Here is an 18,225-nt window from a genome sequence, read left to right as displayed (position 1 = left end):
GAATCGCGCGCAAGCATGCGAATCGTGGAGGCCAGAACAGCCTTTACACCTCGGCCCCGCGCAAGCGGAACGACAGCAAACGTTATTGAAATGAATGGCAGCCGATAGGTGACGTAATGTTCGCGCCCTCAAATCTTAATCAGCGGGTGTTTCAATGCGCCCAGTTTCTAGCGGTAAGACACCTTAGCTGTATTTCTAACAATATCCCCAGCGAACATCCACACGTGCATTACTGGAAACGCTGAACGGCGAAGTCGAATCTGGAGCCAGTCACATGTTCCGTAGAACCCTCTTACCCATCCCGTTTGCCGCGATGCTTGCGCTCGCAGCTTGCGGCAACAATAGCGTGAACTCGACGGCGTCCGCGCCGGCGGCTGCATCGACGCCGGTAGTCTCGGTGTCGGCGCAGGATGCCGTCACGACGGCCACGCCGATCAAACACGTGGTGGTGATCTTCGGCGAGAACGTCTCGTTCGACCACTACTTCGCAACCTACCCGCAAGCCAACAACCCGGTCGGCGAGCCGCAATTCAGTGCGGCCGCAGGCACGCCGTCGGTCAACAACCTCAGCACCAACAACCTGATCGCAGCGAACCCGAACGCGCTGTCGACCTCACCGAACACGGCAGGCCGCACGGTCGGCGCGGTGACGATCGCGGGTCTCGGCCTGCCGGCCGCCGACCTGCTGCCGTTCCGTCTCGATCGTTCGCAAGCCAATACGTCGAGCCAGAACCACGCGTATGCCGCGGAACAGCTCGCGTATAACAACGGCGCGATGGACTCGTTCCCGCTGTTCACGGCGTCGGGTTCGACCATTGCCGGCAGCACCGGCGCGTTCGCCACGAAGGGCCAGGTGCTCGGTTACTTCGACGGCAACACGGTCACGGCAATGTGGAACTACGCGCAGAACTTCGCGATGAACCAGAACGCGTACACGGACACGTATGGTCCGTCGACGCCTGGCGCACTCGAAGTCATCTCGGGCCAGAATAATGGTGTCGTGGTGACGGGCGGAACCTCGGCCAACGCGATTCCTGACTCGGCCGGCGGCTTCACGATGGTCGGCGACCTGGACCCGACCGGTGACGTCTGCACGATCGCGGCAGGCAGCGCGGTGACGGGTGCGATGACATCGAAGAACATCGGCGACCTGCTCAACGCGAAGGGCCTGACGTGGGGCGGCTTCATGGGCGGCTTCAATCTGACGACCACCAATACCAACGGCACGACCGGTTGCGCACGCTCGACGTTCTCGCAAGTGCTGAACGCGACCAAGGTCGACTACGTGCAACATCACGCGTGGTTCCAGTACTACGCCAGCACGGCCAACCTCAAGCACACACGTCCGACTTCGACGGCACTGATCGGCGCGACCGATCCGCTCGACAACACGGCAACGCCGGTTCACCACCAGTACGACACCGACGACTTCTTCGCCGCGGTGAAGGCTGGCAACTATCCGTCGGTGAGCTTCCTGAAAGCGCCGGCAGTCGGCGACGGTCACCCGGGCAACTCGGACCCGATCGACGAACAGGCTTTCGTCACGAAGGTGATCAACTTCCTGCAGCAACAGCCTGACTGGAAGAACACCGCCGTGATCATCGCCTACGACGATTCGGACGGTTGGTACGATCACCGCTACATGGCACCGACGAGCTCGTCGTTCGATTCGACCACGGCGCAATCCGCGGGCGGCGCAACGATCGCCGGCACCGACAACCTGAGCGGCACGGGCCAGTGCACGGCAACAGGCGCGGTTCAACCGCAGGGTGTGAATGGCGGTGCGGTGAACGGCCGTTGCGGCCCGGGTACGCGCACGCCGTTTATCGTGGTGTCGCCGTGGGCGAAGGTCAACTTCGTCGACGATACGCCGATCACCCAGGCGTCCGTGGTCAAGTTCATCGAGGACAATTGGCTCGGCGGTCAACGAATTGGCAACGGTTCGTTCGATGCAACGGCGGGCAGCATCATGAACATGTTCAACTTCTCGGGCTCAGGCAACAATCCGACGGTGTATCTGGATGAGAACCTGGGTACGAAACTGTCGGCGCCGCCGGCTAGCTGACCCGCAAACGAGCGGACTGCCCTTCCGGTGCGCCTGCCGTCACGTCGTGTACGAGCGCTGCTCGTGCATGACGACACGAAGCGCAGCGCGAGGAAGAGCAGGAAACACATCAAGCTGTAGTTGGGCGTCGAGCCAGTGCGAACGTGCTGGCTCGATTTGCTTTTTGATCGCACCTGATCGAATTACTTGTCACTACCGCCATGAATCATCCTTCAGACGCCTTGCTGCCCCCGCATCTGCCTGCCGGCGGTGAGCCGGGCCCCGTCATTACCCGTCGCGCCTGGCTCAGGCTGCTTGCGTGGAGCGCCGCCGGCATCGTGCTCGCGCTCGTCGTGGTCTGCGCGTACGCGCTCGCCCACCCGGAACGGATGCCGCCCGCAGTTGGCTCGATCGTCGAGGAAATCACCGGCGCGAATCCTCATCCGATTCATTTGATGCGTCCGCAAGACGCGCCGCTGAGCGCGGTTGCGTTGCTCGGCAAACAGATTTTCTTCGACAAGACGTTGTCGGCATCGGGTACGCAATCGTGTGCGTCGTGCCACTCGCCACAGCATTCGTACGCCCCGGATAACGCGTTCCCGGTTCAACTCGGCGGCCCGCACATGGATCAGGCCGGCTACCGGCCGCCGCCGTCGTTGACGTATCTGTACCGCCAGGCGCCGTTCAGCATCGGGCCGGATCAGGGCGATACCGACGTGCCCGTCGATATGACCCAACTGGCGACACAGGCCGCCGGCGTGCAGCGCGCACAGAAGACGGCGCTTGCCGCGCCCGCCGCCCCGGCGATGGTGCCGCAAGGCGGACTGTTCTGGGACGGCCGCGCCGATACGCTGCAAATCCAGGCGATCGGCCCGCTGATGAATCCGGTGGAGATGGCCAACGCGACGCAAGAGGATGTCGCGCGCAAGCTGCTGCAAACCAGATATCTGGACCAGTTCAAACAGATCTTCGGGCCGGGCGTCGTCAATAATCCGAGCCTGCTGATCTCGGAAGCCATGTTCGCGGTGGGACGGTATCAGACCGAGGATCAGTCGTTCCATGCCTTTACCAGCAAGTACGATTACTGGCTCGAAGGTAAAGCGCGGCTGACCCATGCTGAATTGCACGGCTTGCAGTTGTTCAACGATAAGGACAAGGCTAATTGTGCGGGCTGCCATTTGAGTCAGCCTAGCAAGGATGGCTTGCCGCCCGTGTTTACCGACACTCAGTACGAGGCGCTTGGCGTGCCGCGGAATCCGGCCATTCCAGCGAACAAGGATCCGAAGTTCTTCGATATGGGCGTGTGCGGGCCATTCCGCGACGACATGACGAAGGAGACGCAGTACTGCGGGATGTTCCTGACGCCGACCCTGCGCAATGCTGCCGAGCGCAAGGTGTTCTTCCACAACGGCGTGTATCACGACCTCAAGCAAGTCATGGACTTCTACAACTTGCGCAACACGGCGCCTGAGAAGATCTATCCGCGCGATGCTTCGGGCAAGGTACAGAAGTACAACGATCTGCCGGCCCAGTATCACGCCAATGTCGACGTTGCCGATGCGCCGTTCGATCGCAAGTTCGGGGATCAGCCGGCCATGACGGATCAGGATATTCAGGACATCATCGCGTTTATGAAAACGCTGAGTGACGGGTACAAGGCTGCAGGGTCCTGATTCCCACCAGGGCCGTTGCGCAGCGTCGCGCGAGCCGGTGAGGTATCCTTGCCGGTTCCGCGACCTCTATCCATACCCTGCCCGATGGCCGATTTCCCTTTCGACGCCGTACTCTTCGACTGCGACGGCGTGCTCGTCGACTCCGAACCCATCACCAACCGCGTGCTGACCGAGATGCTCGGCGAGTTAGGCTGGCAATTGAGCGTTGAAGAGGCGATGCAAATTTTTGTCGGCAAGGCCGTCAGGGATGAAGCCGCACTCATCGAAGCGCGCACCGGCTTCGCGATTACGACGGATTGGCTCATGCAATTTCGTGCGCGCCGCAATGAGGCGCTCGATCGCGAGCTGGTGGCGATCGATGGCGCGGCGTCGGCAGTGCGCGCGCTTTACGCGTCGCTCAACGGACGCATTGCTGTCGCGTCCGGCGCCGATCGCATCAAAGTGGAATTGCAACTGGTGAAGGCCGGCATTCTCGACTGCTTTGAAGGGCGCATCTCCAGCGGTCACGAAACACCGCGCAACAAGCCGTATCCCGATGTCTATCTCGCCGCGGCCGCCAGCCTGGGCGTAGCACCGCAACGTTGCGCAGTAGTTGACGATACCGTCACGGGCGTGACTGCAGGCGTGGCCGCCGGTGCCACCGTGTTCGGCTATTGTCCGAAAGAACTGAGCCACAGCAGCGCCACGGCCTTGCATGGCGCGGGCGCGGTTCACGTCTTTCGGGACATGGCCGACTTGCCCGCGCTGCTCGCCGGATGGCGCGGTGTGCAGGGTTGAGGACGCGCGCCGTTACTCGACCCGGTACTCGACGTTACTCGAAGGCGGGATCGATCGGCACGCGATATCCGACCGCGAGACGGTCGGTCTCGTTCGCCATACCGACCGTAGCTGTTGGTAGTGCGCCAACATCGTAGCGTCACGAGTCGGTGTATCTCAACCATCTTGCGCTCGCGAGACCGGCGGATGTGGGCGGCATGCGGCGTTGCGGTGGATGGCATGGTGTGTGCAATGGGAACCAATGAGCGCGGCGCTACCCGGGCTCACTGCCAATCCAACCTTGCCGGAGATCCACCATGAAAGCGCTAGTCCTCAAAGACCTGCCCTGCGTCGACGAACTCGATCGCTCGGCTTCGCAATCCGTCCGCGGCGGCATCGCCTGCCTCACGCGAGAAGCGCCGCCGGCTTGCCCCGGCGGAATGATGCCACCTGTCGTCGTTCGGCGTGGCTGGGAGTGTCCGCCGATCCATTGGGGTTGTGGGCCTGTCCATTTTCCATACGGCAAGCCGCCTTGCCACTCTGAGCCGGTGGTGGTGCCGCTTTAGGCCACGCAAGAAACCGCATGAAGATAGACGGGCCAGCATGGCGGCCCGTCTACTTTCATGGCCCCGCTTTGCACGCACAGATCGACGTTCAATTCTGGCGATGCGCCGTCGGCTATGCGGGCACGGCAGCCGCCCGGCCTGAAAAAGCCTGAGTGCCGCCACGCCGGGATATCGTTACTTCGCTGTCTCGCGCGGACGCAGCACCTGCCCACCCGGACCGTCTTCCACTATCCAGCCCTCGGCTCCTAATCGCTCACGCAGTCGATCAGCCTCATTCCAGTCCCTAGCCGCGCGGGCCTTTTCACGCTCATCGAAGAGAAGCGCGATATCGGCGGGAATATCAGGCACTTCTTCCTTCCAGTCGGCAAGCCGAAGTCCGAGCACGGCGTCGAATCGATCGACCGTCGCACGGCGCGTCGCCGCCGGGAGATCGCTTCTCACCACATCCCACAGAACAGCAAGCGCGCGCGGCAGATTCAGATCCTGATCGACCTCAGCCTTGAAACGTTCGACGCTATTTGCATCGGGCGTGCCTCCTTCCGGCCATTGCACATAAGCTCGACGCAAACGGTCCAACGCGGATTGCGCGGCATCGAGCGCGTCGAGATTGAAGCGCAGCGTGCTCCGGTAATGCGCGCCGAGGCATAAGTAGCGATAGGCGAGCGGATCGATGCCTCGATCGATCAACGTCTGCAAACGCACGAAGTCGCCTCCCGATTTCGACATCTTGCCGGCGTCCAGCGTGAGGAAATGGCCGTGCATCCAGAAGTTCGCGAGGCGGGTTCCATGCCGTGCCTGAGTCTGCGCGATTTCATTGCTGTGATGCACGGCGATGTGATCCTCTCCGCCGCAATGAATATCGAACCATGGGCCCAGGTATTTTGCCGACATCGCCGAGCATTCGATATGCCAGCCGGGAAAGCCCCTGCCCCACGGGCTCTCCCACTCCATTTGCCGCATGGTGTCCGGCGGACTGAATTTCCACAGCGCGAAATCCGTCGCGTGCTGTTTCTCTCCCAGCGCAACACGCTTGCCGGCCTGCAGGCCAGCGACATCGAGACGTGCGAGAAAGCCGTAATCGTCCTGTTTGCTCGTGTCGAAGTAGACGCCGTCGACCGTGCGGTACGTATAGCCTTTGCGTTCGAGTTCGGCAATGAAGTCGATCTGCTCGGCGATGTGATCAGTCGCGCGGCACCACAGGGCAGGTTCGAGCAGGTTCAACGCGCGCCAGTCGTTCATGAAGGCTTCGGTATATCGCTCGGCGATCGCCCACGCCGATTCGCCGGTCCGCCTGCTGCCCTTCTCCATTTTGTCTTCGCCTTCGTCGGCATCGGAAACCAGATGACCGACGTCGGTGATATTGACGACGTGCCGCACGGCGTAGCCGTTCAATGTCAGCACGCGTCGCAGCACGTCTTCGAACACGTAGGTTCGAAGGTTGCCGATATGCGCGTGGTCGTACACGGTCGGGCCGCAGCAATACAGGCCCACATGGTCCGCTTGAATCGGCGTGAAAGCGCGTAAGGCGCGCGACCAGGTGTCGTACAGGACGAGTGGCATGTGAATTCCTGTGGTGTTGAGCGTGTAGGAAACAAAAAAACCACCGGTCTTGTGACGGGTGGCCTCAGGGACGCGGACGTGGTCAGATCGACTCGCTAGACGCACGCTCCCCTTGGCAGGCTGCAACAGCATGCGTGCAAAGAATGCGAACGGGAATGGATAGAAGCGATCATGGAAACGATGCTAACGTGTGTTTCGAGGCCGGTCAATCCTGAATCGCGGCGCGGTGTCCGAATCGTGCGCCTTCGGAATGCATGAAGAAGCCCCGCAAGGTTTTCACCTTGCGGGGCTTCTTCTCGACCTACGGCGTTTTCCGCCTAGCGGGACATCATGTGCATGCTGACGTTATGCATGATCCACAATGACCCGACGATCAGAATCACGGCCGTGAGCACCGTAAAGCCGAACGCCATGACGTTCCAGCGCTGTGCCGACGACGCGTTCATGTGCAGGAAGAAAATCAGATGCACGACGATCTGCACGAACGCGAGGCCTGCGATCGCAAGCAGAGCGTTCTCGCCGGTCAACGTCCCGTTGAGGACGAGACCGAAAGCCGCGGCAGTCAGGATGACGGAGAGAATGAAACCCACCGTATAGCTGCCGAAGCTGCCGTGACTTTCCCCCCCGTGTCCTTCGTCCGGGTGTGCCAGGTGTGAGTGATGCCTATGGTCCATTTAGATCACGCTCGCAAGATAGACAAAGGTGAAGACGCCAATCCACACGACGTCCAGAAAGTGCCAGAACAGGCTCAGGCACGTCAGGCGAATCATGTCGCGTTCGGTCAGATCGCGATGACGCATCACCTGCACGGCGAGCACCACCATCCAGATCAGGCCACACGTCACGTGCAAACCGTGCGTGCCGACCAGCGTAAAGAACGACGACAGGAACGCGCTGCGGCTCGGACCCGCACCCTCTGCGATCAGGTGCGAGAACTCGCGCATTTCCAGCACGAGGAACGCGAGACCCAGCAGGAACGTCACGCCGAGCCAGAAGAGCAGCACGCTCTTCCTGTTCTTGTGCGCGCCCAGCATCGCGAAGCCGTACGTGATACTGCTCAGCAGCAGCATCGAGGTTTCAAGCGCGACGCCTGGGATCTCGAACAGATCCTTGCCGGTCGGGCCACCCGCGAACTGGTGGCCCATCACCGCGAATACGGCAAAGAGCGCGGCAAAGATGATGCAGTCGGTCATCAGGTACAGCCAGAAACCGAATACCGATTGCGACGGCACATGGTCCGGCGCGAGATGCGGCTGAACCGCAATAGTCTTCTGTAGCATCAGTCCACCTCTACCGCAATGTGGGCACCAGCGCCGGCGCGTTTTTCTTCAATCAACGCGACCGTGTCGGCCGGGATGTAATAGCCGTCGTTGTCCTGGAAGCTATAGACGATCACCGTGCCGATCGCGCCGACCAGGCCGACGATCGCAAGCCACCAGATGTGCCACACACCGGCGAAACCGAGCGCCAGCGAAAACAGGCCAACCAGCAGACCCGCTGACGTATTCGACGGCATATGAATGTCGCGATACACCGGCTCTTTTTGCTGCGTTTTACGCGACTTCATATCGGTGAACGCGTCCAGCTTGCGCACCGTCGGGATGAGCGCGAAGTTGTACACCGGCGGCGGCGAGCTCATCGCCCATTCCAGCGTATGACCATCCCACGGATCGCCCGAGACGTCGCGATTTTCCGGCAGATTGCGGTCGCGGATACTGACGTACAACTGCGCCAACTGGCAGGCAATACCGATGGCGATCAGCCCTGCGCCGAACGCAGCGAGGATCAGCCATGGATGCCATGCCGGATTGTCGTAATGGTTCAGACGACGCGTCATGCCCATGAAGCCGAGCACGTACAGCGGCATGAAGGCGACGTAGAAGCCGACCAGCCAGAACCAGAACGCAGCCTTGCCGAGTTTCTCGTTCAGCTTGAAACCGAACGCTTTCGGGAACCAGTAGTTGAAACCGGCCAGATAACCGAACAGCACGCCACCGATGATCACGTTGTGGAAGTGAGCGATCAGGAACAGGCTGTTGTGCAGCACGAAGTCCGCGCCCGGGATCGCCATCATCACGCCGGTCATCCCGCCGATCGTGAACGTGATCATGAAACCGATCGTCCACAGCACGGGCGTGGTGAATTCCAGGCGGCCCTTGTAGATCGTGAACAGCCAGTTGAACACCTTCACGCCGGTCGGAATCGCAATCACCATCGTCGCAATGCCGAAGAACGCGTTGACGTCAGCGCCCGAACCCATCGTGAAGAAGTGGTGCAGCCACACGAGGAACGACAGCACCATGATCGCGCAGGTCGCCCACACCATCGTCTTGTAGCCGAACAGCGGCTTCTTGGCGAAGGTGGCCACGACTTCCGAGAAAATACCGAACGCCGGCAGGATCAGGATGTACACCTCCGGGTGACCCCATGCCCAGATCAGGTTCAGGTACAGCATGGCGTTGCCGCCGCCGTCGTTCGTGAAGAAGTGCATGCCGAGGTAACGGTCCAGACCGAGCAGCGCGAGCGTCACGGTCAGGATCGGGAACGAGGCCATGATCAGCACGTTGGTGCAGAGCGCGGTCCACGTGAACACCGGCATCTTCATCCAGGTCATGCCCGGGGCGCGCATCTTCACGATCGTCGCAAAGAAGTTCACGCCGGTGAGCAAGGTGCCGATACCGGACAACTGCAAACTCCACAGGTAGTAGTCGACCCCGACACCCGGACTGAACTGCAATTCCGATAGCGGCGGATAAGCCAGCCAGCCCGTTTGTGCGAATTCACCGATCACCAGCGACACGTTGATCAGAATCGCACTGACCGCGGTCATCCAGAAGCTCAACGAGTTGATGAAGGGGAACGCGACGTCGCGCGCGCCGATCTGCAGCGGCACGATCAGGTTCATCAGGCCGATCATGAACGCCATCGCCATGAAAAAAATCATGATGACGCCGTGTGCGGTGAACACCTGGTCGTAGTGATGCGGCGGCAGATAGCCAGGGCTCATATAGCCGAGCGCCTGTTGCAGACGCATCATGATCGCGTCCGAGAAGCCGCGCAGCAGCATGATCATCGCCACGATGATGTACATGATGCCGAGCTTTTTATGGTCGACGGAGGTCAGCCATTCCGTCCACAGGTAGCGCCCTTTGCCGAGATAGGTGACCGTGCCGAGCACGGCCAACCCGACGAGCGCCATGAAGATGCCTGCGCCCACGATGATTGGCTCGTGGTACGGAATCGCATCGAGCGTAAGTTTTCCGAACATGCGTTACCCCTTACCCTTAGGCGCACAGTTGGCGTCGTTCATGTTGTCGAGGACGTTACCGTTGTTGTATCGGGCAATGATGTTGTGAAAGAGCTTCGGATCGACCGACGAGAAGTAGCGCACCGGCTCCTTCTCCGTAGGCGCCGACATCGCGTGATAGCGGTCCATGTCGAGACGGTCGGACGAGGCGCGTACCTTGGTGACCCACGCGTTGAACTCGTCGGGCGACGTGGCGAGCGCGCGGAACTTCATGTCCGAGAAACCCTTGCCGCTGAAGTTCGCCGCGGTGCCTGCGTAGTTGCCGGCCTCGTCGGCGATCAGATGCAGACGCGTTTGCATACCTGCCATCGCGTAGATCTGGCCGCCGAGTTGCGGAATGAAGAAGGAGTTCATCACCGTGTCGGACGTGATGAGGAAGTTCACCGGCGTGCCGACCGGGAACGCCAGTTGGTTCACCGATGCAATGCCGAGGTCGGGATAGATGAAGAGCCACTTCCAGTCGAGTGCGACGACTTCGACGTTGATCGGCTTGACCTGCGATTCGAGCGGCTTATACGGATCGAGCTCGTGCGTGCTCTTCCACGTCAGCACGGCGAGGAACAGAATGATCAGCGTTGGAATCGTCCAGATGGCGATTTCGATGCCAGTGGAATGCACCCAGCCCGGCTTGTATTCGGCATTCCGGTTCGACGCGCGATAGCGCCATGCGAACAGCAGCGTGAGCGCGATAACCGGAACGACCACGATCAGCATGGCCCAGACCGACGTGGCAATCAGCTCACGTTCCGCCAGACCCACACTCCCCTTCGGATTCAAAATATCGAGGTTGCTGCAACCCGAGAGCAACAACACGAGGCCGGCGGAAAGGAAACCTGTCGACCCTCGCAGCGTCTTTCCTTTCATATCCATTGCCTTTCTTCCACGACTTCAACGAACGTCATTCGACCGCTCTCCCTTAGTAAGCGATCGCATAATAGGGGGTCGTCAAGGGGATATAAACACTCGTTTTCGCAACGATCTATTGCAGCGCAACACCGTGTGACATGTTGCCGCATACCTATGCGCGCGTGAGGGTTCGCAATGCGCTATTGCAAAGTACCGGCGGAATCACCGGATCACAAAAGTCCCTTTAAACAAGCACTAGAACGCAGTGTTACCTGAACGGTTACGCTGCGCCGGATGCTCGAAAAGGACGTGTGTATGGATGCGAAAAAGCGCGTTCGCGCCGGCAGCATCCTGGCGAAGGATGCTGCACTTGCAACACACGCTTGTTTCGATCAGCCCGGCGTGCGTGCCGCGACAGTAGCGGGCGCCGCAGCCTGCAGATGCTCGCCACCGTCAGCCGGAACGGAGTCCGACGGATGCAGGCTGCGTTCCGATTGCGCCAGCAGCGTGCCGACCGACGGGTCGATTGCATCGGTGAAAGGCTTCGGATTGATGCCGATGGCCAGCACCAGCAAAGCCATCGCGCCGAGCAACACGAACTCGCGCTTGCCGAGGTCCTGCAGCTTCGCGACGCGTGCATTGGCAATCGCGCCGAAAATCACGCGCTTGTACATCCACAGCGTATAGGCCGCGCTCAGAACCAACGTGGAGGCCGCGATGGCGCCGATCCAGAAATTGAAGCGGATCGCGCCCATCAACACCATGAACTCGCCGACAAAACCCGAGGTGCCCGGCAGGCCGATATTGGCCATCGAGAACAGCATCACGAACGCGGCGAAGCGCGGCATGGTGTTGGCAACGCCGCCGTATTCAGCGATCGAAGCCGTCTTCGTGCGGTCGAAGAGCATGCCCGTGCACAGCAGCATCGCGCCGGACACCACGCCGTACGACAGCATCTGCACGATCGCACCGGCCTGGCCGATGCGGTTGAAGACAAACAGGCCGAGTGTCACGAGACCCATGTGCGCGATCGTCGAATACGCAAGTAGGCGGCGCATGTCGGTCTGCACGAGCGCCAGCAGGCTCGAATAGATCACCGCGACCAGCGACAGCGTGATCATCATCGGCGCGAAGAAATGGCTGGCCTGCGGGGCGATCGGCAACGCGAAACGCAGCAGGCCGTAGCCGCCCAGCTTGAGCATGCCGATCATCACGGCGGCGCCGGTCGGGCCGTCGAGGTGGACGTCAGGAAGCCACGTATGCAGCGGCCACATCGGCACCTTCACACCGAACGCCGCAAGGAAGCCGAGGAAGATCAGAACTTGCGGCCACGTGCCGAGGCGCGTTTCGCGCCACAGCGCGAGGTCGAAGCTGTGCGTCTGCGCATACAGATACAGCATCGACATCAGCATCATCAGCGAGCCGAGGAACGAGACGAAGAAGAACTTCACCGCGGCATACGAGCGGTTCGAATTGCCCCACGTCCCGATCAGCAGGTACAACGGAATCAGCGTCGCCTCGAACGAGATGAAGAACAGCATGCCGTCCATCGACGTGAACACGCCCTGCATGAAACCCGACAGCATCAGGAACGCGCCGAAGTATTGCGCGGTGCGCTCGGTGATCGACTCCCACGAGGCGACCACGATGATGATCGTGGTCAGCGCGGTCAACGCGACGAGCCACAGCGAAATCCCATCCACCCCCACATGCCATGCAATATCGAACGTAGGTGACCAGCGGACGTTCTCGACGAACTGCATCGACGTCACGTCGTTGCGGAAATTCGACACGAGCGGAATCACCGGCAGGAAGCCCGCTATCGCGCCGATCAACGCGAGCCATCGCGTGCGGCTACGCGCCGCGTCCGATCCGGCACGCAAAACCACGAGGCCGGCGACAATAGGGATCCAGATGAGTAGGCTAAGAAGCGGAGGCAATGGCATGTGTTCTGTTGAAAACTTGAAATACAAAACGCCGCATCAATGCCTTCGAAAACGAAAGCATTGAAATGGAAATGTAGGTTGGATTTCGCTGAAATTGACGTCGAAGCGGTGCTGCCTGCCTCACGTTTACCCGCAGTCGAATGACCAAGGTGGGAGATTACCAAGATAAGAATACTTTTGCAGCGCAACAACGCTGCAAAGCCCTTGGTAATGCGTTGTTGCCACGCCTGCTCTTGCGAAACGCCAAAAAATGTGCAGACGCACAAAGCAATTTCGTCAGGGTATACACCATGCCTTTTACATGTAGAAGAAGGCAGTTGGCGGGCGATTAGCCACTCTTGCACAACCGCTTCGACGCGACGATCGCACCGAAATAAATCATTCTGGTGCACGACGCGCCATCAAAGCCGATTTCGAGCCGCAGGCGAAAATTTAGCGTATCCACGAGCAGAAATTTTTTTTGATCCGGCACTCTAAAGAAGTGTCGGCGCGAGCCCGAAAAGACCCTGTCGATCTACCTGCCTTCCCATTGTCAGACAGGTATCGGGCGATGGCGGCGCTCGCCTGCGAGCCTTACAGAACCCGAATATACTTCGGCGGTTCAGGGGCCGGCGCTCGTGCGTAGCACGGTAGTTCTTCGCACGATTGGACGCCGCCCTCACCGGCCAGACTTATTGGATACCGCATGCTGCTTCGTGATGAAGGTGTCGTTCCCGCGCTCGAATGCCGTGGGCTTGGCAAGGCCTACGGCGCCGGCCGCATCGTGCTGGCGCACCTCGATTTCACGCTCGCGCCGGGTGAATTCGTCGCGATCATGGGTGACTCCGGCGTCGGCAAATCGACGCTGCTGAATCTCATTGCAGGGCTCGACAGCGCGGATAGCGGCGACGTGATCATCGACGGCAGCGCAGTCTCGCGTCTGGATGACAACGCGGCAACGCGGTTGCGCCGCCAGAAACTGGGCTTCGTGTTCCAGGCGTTTCACGTACTGCCTCATCTGACACTTGCGCAGAATGTCGCTCTGCCGCTGCTGCTAAACGAGCTGCCCACGGCCGGCGCGCTCGATATGCTCGCGGCCGTCGGCTTGAGCGGCCGTGGCGATGATTTTCCGCGGCAGTTGTCGGGCGGCGAGTTGCAACGCGTCGCCATAGCGCGGGCGCTCGTGCATCGTCCGAAACTGATTCTCGCCGACGAACCCACCGGCAACCTCGATCCCGATACCGCACACGAGGTACTCGGCTTGTTCCGCACGCAAAGCAAGGCAACCGGCGCGGCCACCATCATGGTCACGCATTCGGAGGCAGCCGCGGCAGTGGCAGACCGTATCCTGATTCTGAGCGACGGCGGTTTGCACGCATCGTCCGGACGCACCGCCTTTTCCGGCTCGCCACCCGACGCTCGATCCGCTGCGCGTTCAGCCGATGATGCACGCTGACCCACGGCCGCTGCAGCGTATGCGAGGTCATCGCATGCTCGCGCGTTGGCTGTTGGGCGCAGAGTGGCGCAGTCACCGTGGACGCGCACTGGTTGCGATCGCAACGATCGCGCTCGGCGTCGCGCTTGGCTATGCCGTTCAATTGATCAACAGCGCGGCCTTCAATGAATTCTCGGCGGCGGCACGCAGCCTGTCGGGCGAAGCCGATCTGCAAGTGCGCGGTGCGCAACCTTTATTCGACGAATCCATCTATCCGCGTTTGTCGACGGAGGCTGGTGTGGCGCTGGCGAGTCCCGTACTCGCTCTCGATGTCACCGTGCCGGATCAGAGCGCCGCACTGCCCCTGCTCGGCGTCGACGTCTTCAAGGCAAGCCGCATTGCGCCTGATCTGATTGGCGTGCCGTCAACGGATCGGCCGTTCGATACGCTCGCGGCCGATACGGTGTTTCTCTCGGCGGCGGCGCAACAATGGTTGAACGTGAAGATCGGCGATGACGTGGCACTGCAAAGCGGCACGTCGATCGTGCACTTTCGTGTGGCCGGCGGTCTCGTGAGAACGCGGCCGGGTCAGCGGCTCGCGGTGATGGATATTGCCGCCGCTCAGTGGAAATTCGGCAAAGTGGGCAAGCTGTCGCGCATCGACGTGCAACTTGAACGGGGCGTCGATCGCGAACGCTTCAAGCGTGATCTGCAAGCGCGGCTTGGCGGGCGGTGGGTGATCTCCGAGACGCGCGACGCCGAAAGCCGCACCGATCGTCTGTCGCGCGCTTATCGGATCAATATGAACGTGCTCGCGCTGGTGGCGCTTTTCACCGGCGCGTTTCTCGTGTTTTCGACGCAGGCACTGGGCGTCGTGCGGCGCCGTGCACAGTTCGCGATGTTGCGCGTGCTTGGACTGACGCGCGGCCAGTTGTTGCGCCAGATCCTGATGGAAGGCGCGCTGCTCGGCCTGCTCGGTTCGCTATCCGGACTCGCGCTCGGCTATGCGATGGCGAGCGGTGCGTTGCGCTTTTTCGGCAGCGATCTGGGCGGCGGCTATTTTCCTGGCGTGCAACCGCACGTCGGTTTCGAACCGATCGCGACCGCACTATTTCTGACGCTTGGCATCGCCGTGTCGGTATTAGGCAGTCTTGCCCCTGCATTGGAGGCGGCACGTGCGCGACCGGCAGCAGCGCTCAAAGCCGGCGCCGAGGAAGGCGCACTGGCGCGACTCGCTACGCCGTGGCCCGCGTTGACATGTCTGCTGGTTGCCGCCTTGCTCACGCAGGTGCCGCCGTTGTTCGATGCGCCTGTCGGCGGCTATCTGGCTGTCGCGCTGTTGCTGGTCGGCGGGATTGCGCTGATGCCGCGCGTGACCGCTTTGATCTTTGGCGCCGCAAGCCGTGCTCTCGGCGCGCGGCGGCAGGCCGGCGCGGCGAGCACGTTGGCATTGGCGCGTCTCGCGAATGCGCCGGGCCATGCATCGATCGCGATGGGCGGCGTGCTGTCGAGCTTCGCGCTGATCGTCGCAATGGCGATCATGGTGGCCAGCTTTCGTGTTTCTGTCGAAGACTGGTTAGGCCACCTGCTCTCGGCCGATCTGTACGTTCGCGTGGCGCCGAACGGCGACACCGGTGGCTTGCGCCCCGACGAACAGACTCTGCTGAGCACCGTGCCCGGCATCAAGACTGCGGCGTTTGCCCGCACCTCGCATCTCACGCTCGCCCCTGCACGGCCGGACATCGCCGTACTCGCCCGTGAAATCGACGCTGCCGATCCAGGTGCGAATCTGCAGATGACCGGAGCGGTACTGCCGCCTTCCGCGTTCCATGAGGGCGAGACACCTGTTTGGGTATCCGAAGCAATGGTCGATCTGTACGGATATAAGCTCGGTCAACGCGTGCAGTTGCCGCTCGGCGAGCGCGGTCACGTGTTCGTTGTAGCCGGCGTATGGCGTGACTACGTGCGGCAGACAGGCGCGATTCAGATACGGCTTCCGGATTACCGGCGCCTAACCGCCGACACAGGCGCGACGGATGTGGCCGTCACCGTTCAGCCGGGAACGAGCGTAGAACGCGTGATGGCCGGCCTGCGTGCGCTGCCCTTCAGTGCATCGCTGAACCTGTCGCAACCGGGCGAAATCCGCGCGCGTACGCTGGTCATTTTCGATCGGAGTTTTGCCGTCACTTATCTTCTCGAGGGGGTCGCGATCGTGATCGGCCTGTTCGGCGTCGCGGCGACGTTTTCCGCGCAGACACTCGCGCGGGCCCGTGAGTTCGGCATGCTGCGGCATGTGGGCGTGACCCGCTCGCAGGTTCTCGCAATTCTTGCGCTCGAAGGTGGGATGCTCACCGCTTGCGGGATCGCGATGGGCTTCGTTCTTGGGTTTGCGATCAGTCTGATCCTCGTGTTCGTCGTCAATCCGCAGTCGTTTCATTGGAGCATGTCACTGCACGTTCCATGGACCGTGCTCGGCACGGTTGCGTTGGTGATGCTGGCTTCGTCGTGTTCCACGGCGGTGATCGCGGGACGAGGCGCGGTGTCGGTGGATGCGGTGCGCGCGGTGAAGGAGGATTGGTGATGGGCAGGTCGTCGCGTGAGGTGGTGCGGGAATCGATGTATGACGCGGCGTATGGAGCGACGTATGGATCGGCGTATCGAGCGATGTATCAAGTGACGTGTCGAGTGACTGCGTGCTCTTATCGAACTGGTCGCGTCCGCCTGGCGCACAACGTTCCAGGCCGGTCATCGGCTGCGCCGCCGCGCCTGGCAAGTGCACGAAGGCTGAGTGCAGCGATTCATGCGGCGTTGCTTTGCTTGGGTTTGATGGCTACTGCATCCGCGTTCGCTGCGACACCCGAGTTCGCAGCGGTCACGCCGGACCATCCGGTCGTCTTTCCGCAGGACACCGGCGCACACGCGGCTTTTCGCACCGAATGGTGGTACGCAACAGGCTGGCTCACTACACCGGACAATCACCCCCTCGGTTTCCAGATCACATTCTTTCGCTCGGCAACCGGTCACGACGCAGCGGACCCGAGTGCGTTCGCACCGTCGCAATTGATCATTGCCCATGCCGCGTTAAGCGATCCTGCGGCTGGTCATCTGACGCACGATCAGCGCATTGCCCGCCAAGGCTTCGGGCTGGCGTACGCGAAGCCGGACAATACTGACGTCAAACTCGATGCATGGAAAATCGTCCGGGCCGGCGACGGCCACTACGACGTTACAGTGGACGCGAACGGATTCGCGCTGCACCTCGCGCTGACACCGACACAAGCTCCTTTGGTCCAGGGCAAACGCGGCTACTCGCTCAAGGGTCCACGGCCCGAACAGGCGAGCTATTACTACAGCGAGCCGCAATTGCGCGTGACTGGCAGCGTAGTTCGACCGGTCGCGGCAGGCAGCAAATCGACGGGCGAAACGGCCGTTACCGGCGCCGCGTGGCTCGATCACGAATGGTCCAGCACGCTGCTCGATGCCGACGCGGTCGGATGGGATTGGCTCGGCGCCAATCTGACGGACGGTTCAGCCTTGATGGCATTCAAGGTTCGCAGTCGCGATGGACACGCAATATGGGCACATGCCGCACTCAGAAATCGCGACGGTCAGGTGACGACGTTCGGCCGCGATCAGGTCGATTTCACTCCAGTTCGCACATGGCGCTCGCCACGCACGAACACGTCGTATCCCGTGTCGATGACGGTCAAAACCGGCGCGTTTACGTGGCGCCTCGATCCGCTGATGGACGACCAGGAACTCGATTCCCGCCAATCGACCGGCGCAGTGTATTGGGAAGGTGCAGTGCGGGTGAGCCGTGACGGCGCGGACGTTGGACGTGCGTATCTGGAGTTGACGGGGTACGCGAACGCGCTGCGGATCGGGAAGGAGTGATACCGGCAGGACAGGAGCCGCACCGGACAGGGTATCACGGTGGCGATGTTTTCAGATGGCTGGTTTTTGCGCCGTAAACGCAGAAACCCCACCTTTGTGGGGTGGGGTTTCTGGTCTTGCAGGAGAGCCTGACGATTACCTACTTTCACACGGGAATCCGCACTATCATCGGCGTGGAGTCGTTTCACGGTCCTGTTCGGGATGGGAAGGGGTGGGACC

General features: G+C 61.2%; 13 protein-coding genes and 1 rRNA gene. 7 read left to right on the top strand and 7 right to left on the bottom strand.

Going from position 1 to position 18,225, the window contains the following annotated elements:
- Positions 1–274 precede the first annotated feature (274 nt).
- The 4 genes from P3T25_RS40470 (at position 275) to P3T25_RS40455 (ending at position 5,039) form a co-directional block, all read left to right on the top strand.
- On the top strand, positions 275–2,065 hold the full coding sequence (locus P3T25_RS40470; protein WP_429362841.1) for a phospholipase C: 1,791 nt from the start codon (positions 275–277) through the stop codon (positions 2,063–2,065).
- Positions 2,066–2,265: 200 nt separating this feature from the next.
- Positions 2,266–3,717, top strand: coding sequence for a cytochrome-c peroxidase (locus tag P3T25_RS40465; protein WP_429362839.1), 1,452 nt, complete (start codon positions 2,266–2,268; stop codon positions 3,715–3,717).
- Positions 3,718–3,801: 84 nt separating this feature from the next.
- Positions 3,802–4,494: an HAD family hydrolase gene (locus P3T25_RS40460; RefSeq protein WP_154567138.1), complete on the top strand. Its 693-nt coding sequence runs from the start codon at positions 3,802–3,804 to the stop codon at positions 4,492–4,494.
- A 296-nt stretch (positions 4,495–4,790) separates the two neighbouring features.
- Positions 4,791–5,039 (top strand): hypothetical protein, encoded by a 249-nt coding sequence (locus P3T25_RS40455; protein ID WP_154567137.1) that lies wholly within the window; start codon positions 4,791–4,793, stop codon positions 5,037–5,039.
- A 174-nt stretch (positions 5,040–5,213) separates the two neighbouring features.
- Here the strand turns inward: P3T25_RS40455 and cysS are convergent, their stop codons facing one another.
- The 6 genes from cysS to P3T25_RS40425 all read right to left on the bottom strand — a co-directional run bounded on the left by cysS (position 5,214) and on the right by P3T25_RS40425 (position 12,698).
- Positions 5,214–6,599 (bottom strand): cysteine--tRNA ligase, encoded by a 1,386-nt coding sequence (gene cysS, locus P3T25_RS40450; protein WP_154567136.1) that lies wholly within the window; start codon positions 6,597–6,599, stop codon positions 5,214–5,216.
- Between the two features lie 317 nt (positions 6,600–6,916).
- Positions 6,917–7,273 (bottom strand): cytochrome o ubiquinol oxidase subunit IV, encoded by a 357-nt coding sequence (gene cyoD / locus P3T25_RS40445; RefSeq protein WP_429362836.1) that lies wholly within the window; start codon positions 7,271–7,273, stop codon positions 6,917–6,919.
- The gene (gene cyoC, locus P3T25_RS40440; protein WP_154567135.1) at positions 7,274–7,879 is read right to left on the bottom strand and encodes a cytochrome o ubiquinol oxidase subunit III; all 606 of its coding nucleotides are present in this window, start codon (positions 7,877–7,879) and stop codon (positions 7,274–7,276) included.
- Positions 7,879–9,867 (bottom strand): cytochrome o ubiquinol oxidase subunit I, encoded by a 1,989-nt coding sequence (gene cyoB / locus P3T25_RS40435; protein ID WP_429362834.1) that lies wholly within the window; start codon positions 9,865–9,867, stop codon positions 7,879–7,881. Before cyoB ends, cyoC begins: the two co-directional genes overlap by 1 nt.
- A gap of 3 nt (positions 9,868–9,870) precedes the next feature.
- Entirely contained in the window at positions 9,871–10,770 is a 900-nt protein-coding gene (gene cyoA / locus P3T25_RS40430; protein ID WP_154567144.1) for a ubiquinol oxidase subunit II, read from the bottom strand.
- Positions 10,771–11,144: 374 nt separating this feature from the next.
- Positions 11,145–12,698 (bottom strand): NADH-quinone oxidoreductase subunit M, encoded by a 1,554-nt coding sequence (locus P3T25_RS40425; RefSeq protein WP_093644582.1) that lies wholly within the window; start codon positions 12,696–12,698, stop codon positions 11,145–11,147.
- Between the two features lie 685 nt (positions 12,699–13,383).
- Between P3T25_RS40425 and P3T25_RS40420 the strand changes: the two genes are divergently transcribed.
- The 3 genes from P3T25_RS40420 to P3T25_RS40410 all read left to right on the top strand — a co-directional run bounded on the left by P3T25_RS40420 (position 13,384) and on the right by P3T25_RS40410 (position 18,006).
- On the top strand, positions 13,384–14,133 hold the full coding sequence (locus P3T25_RS40420) for an ABC transporter ATP-binding protein (protein ID WP_154567133.1): 750 nt from the start codon (positions 13,384–13,386) through the stop codon (positions 14,131–14,133).
- Positions 14,120–16,693 carry an FtsX-like permease family protein gene (locus P3T25_RS40415; protein WP_429362832.1) on the top strand — a complete coding sequence of 858 codons (2,574 nt, stop codon included), beginning with the start codon at positions 14,120–14,122 and terminating at the stop codon, positions 16,691–16,693. The genes P3T25_RS40420 and P3T25_RS40415 overlap by 14 nt, the downstream gene beginning before the upstream one ends.
- Before the next feature lie 245 nt (positions 16,694–16,938).
- Positions 16,939–18,006, top strand: coding sequence for a lipocalin-like domain-containing protein (locus tag P3T25_RS40410; protein ID WP_429362830.1), 1,068 nt, complete (start codon positions 16,939–16,941; stop codon positions 18,004–18,006).
- Between the two features lie 126 nt (positions 18,007–18,132).
- On the opposite strand, the gene rrf is transcribed toward P3T25_RS40410, so the two are convergent.
- Positions 18,133–18,225, bottom strand: a 5S ribosomal RNA gene (gene rrf, locus P3T25_RS40405); the annotation flags it as partial.

This window comes from Paraburkholderia sp. GAS32, from assembly GCF_050434225.1.
In the GTDB taxonomy this organism is placed as follows: Bacteria; Pseudomonadota; Gammaproteobacteria; order Burkholderiales; family Burkholderiaceae; genus Paraburkholderia; species Paraburkholderia madseniana.
The sequence above is the reverse complement of the archived record's forward strand: the minus strand, read 5'-3'. Positions and strand labels throughout refer to the sequence as shown.

Bases quoted from the DNA above. Each gene is read 5' to 3' on its own strand.
- P3T25_RS40470 (WP_429362841.1), top strand. From the start codon at position 275: ATGTTCCGTAGAACCCTCTTACCCATCCCGTTTGCCGCGATGCTTGCG.
- P3T25_RS40465 (WP_429362839.1), top strand. From the start codon at position 2,266: ATGAATCATCCTTCAGACGCCTTGCTGCCCCCGCATCTGCCTGCCGGC.
- P3T25_RS40460 (WP_154567138.1), top strand. From the start codon at position 3,802: ATGGCCGATTTCCCTTTCGACGCCGTACTCTTCGACTGCGACGGCGTG.
- P3T25_RS40455 (WP_154567137.1), top strand. From the start codon at position 4,791: ATGAAAGCGCTAGTCCTCAAAGACCTGCCCTGCGTCGACGAACTCGAT.
- cysS (WP_154567136.1), bottom strand. From the start codon at position 6,599: ATGCCACTCGTCCTGTACGACACCTGGTCGCGCGCCTTACGCGCTTTC.
- cyoD (WP_429362836.1), bottom strand. From the start codon at position 7,273: ATGGACCATAGGCATCACTCACACCTGGCACACCCGGACGAAGGACAC.
- cyoC (WP_154567135.1), bottom strand. From the start codon at position 7,879: ATGCTACAGAAGACTATTGCGGTTCAGCCGCATCTCGCGCCGGACCAT.
- cyoB (WP_429362834.1), bottom strand. From the start codon at position 9,867: ATGTTCGGAAAACTTACGCTCGATGCGATTCCGTACCACGAGCCAATC.
- cyoA (WP_154567144.1), bottom strand. From the start codon at position 10,770: ATGAAAGGAAAGACGCTGCGAGGGTCGACAGGTTTCCTTTCCGCCGGC.
- P3T25_RS40425 (WP_093644582.1), bottom strand. From the start codon at position 12,698: ATGCCATTGCCTCCGCTTCTTAGCCTACTCATCTGGATCCCTATTGTC.
- P3T25_RS40420 (WP_154567133.1), top strand. From the start codon at position 13,384: ATGCTGCTTCGTGATGAAGGTGTCGTTCCCGCGCTCGAATGCCGTGGG.
- P3T25_RS40415 (WP_429362832.1), top strand. From the start codon at position 14,120: ATGATGCACGCTGACCCACGGCCGCTGCAGCGTATGCGAGGTCATCGC.
- P3T25_RS40410 (WP_429362830.1), top strand. From the start codon at position 16,939: ATGGCTACTGCATCCGCGTTCGCTGCGACACCCGAGTTCGCAGCGGTC.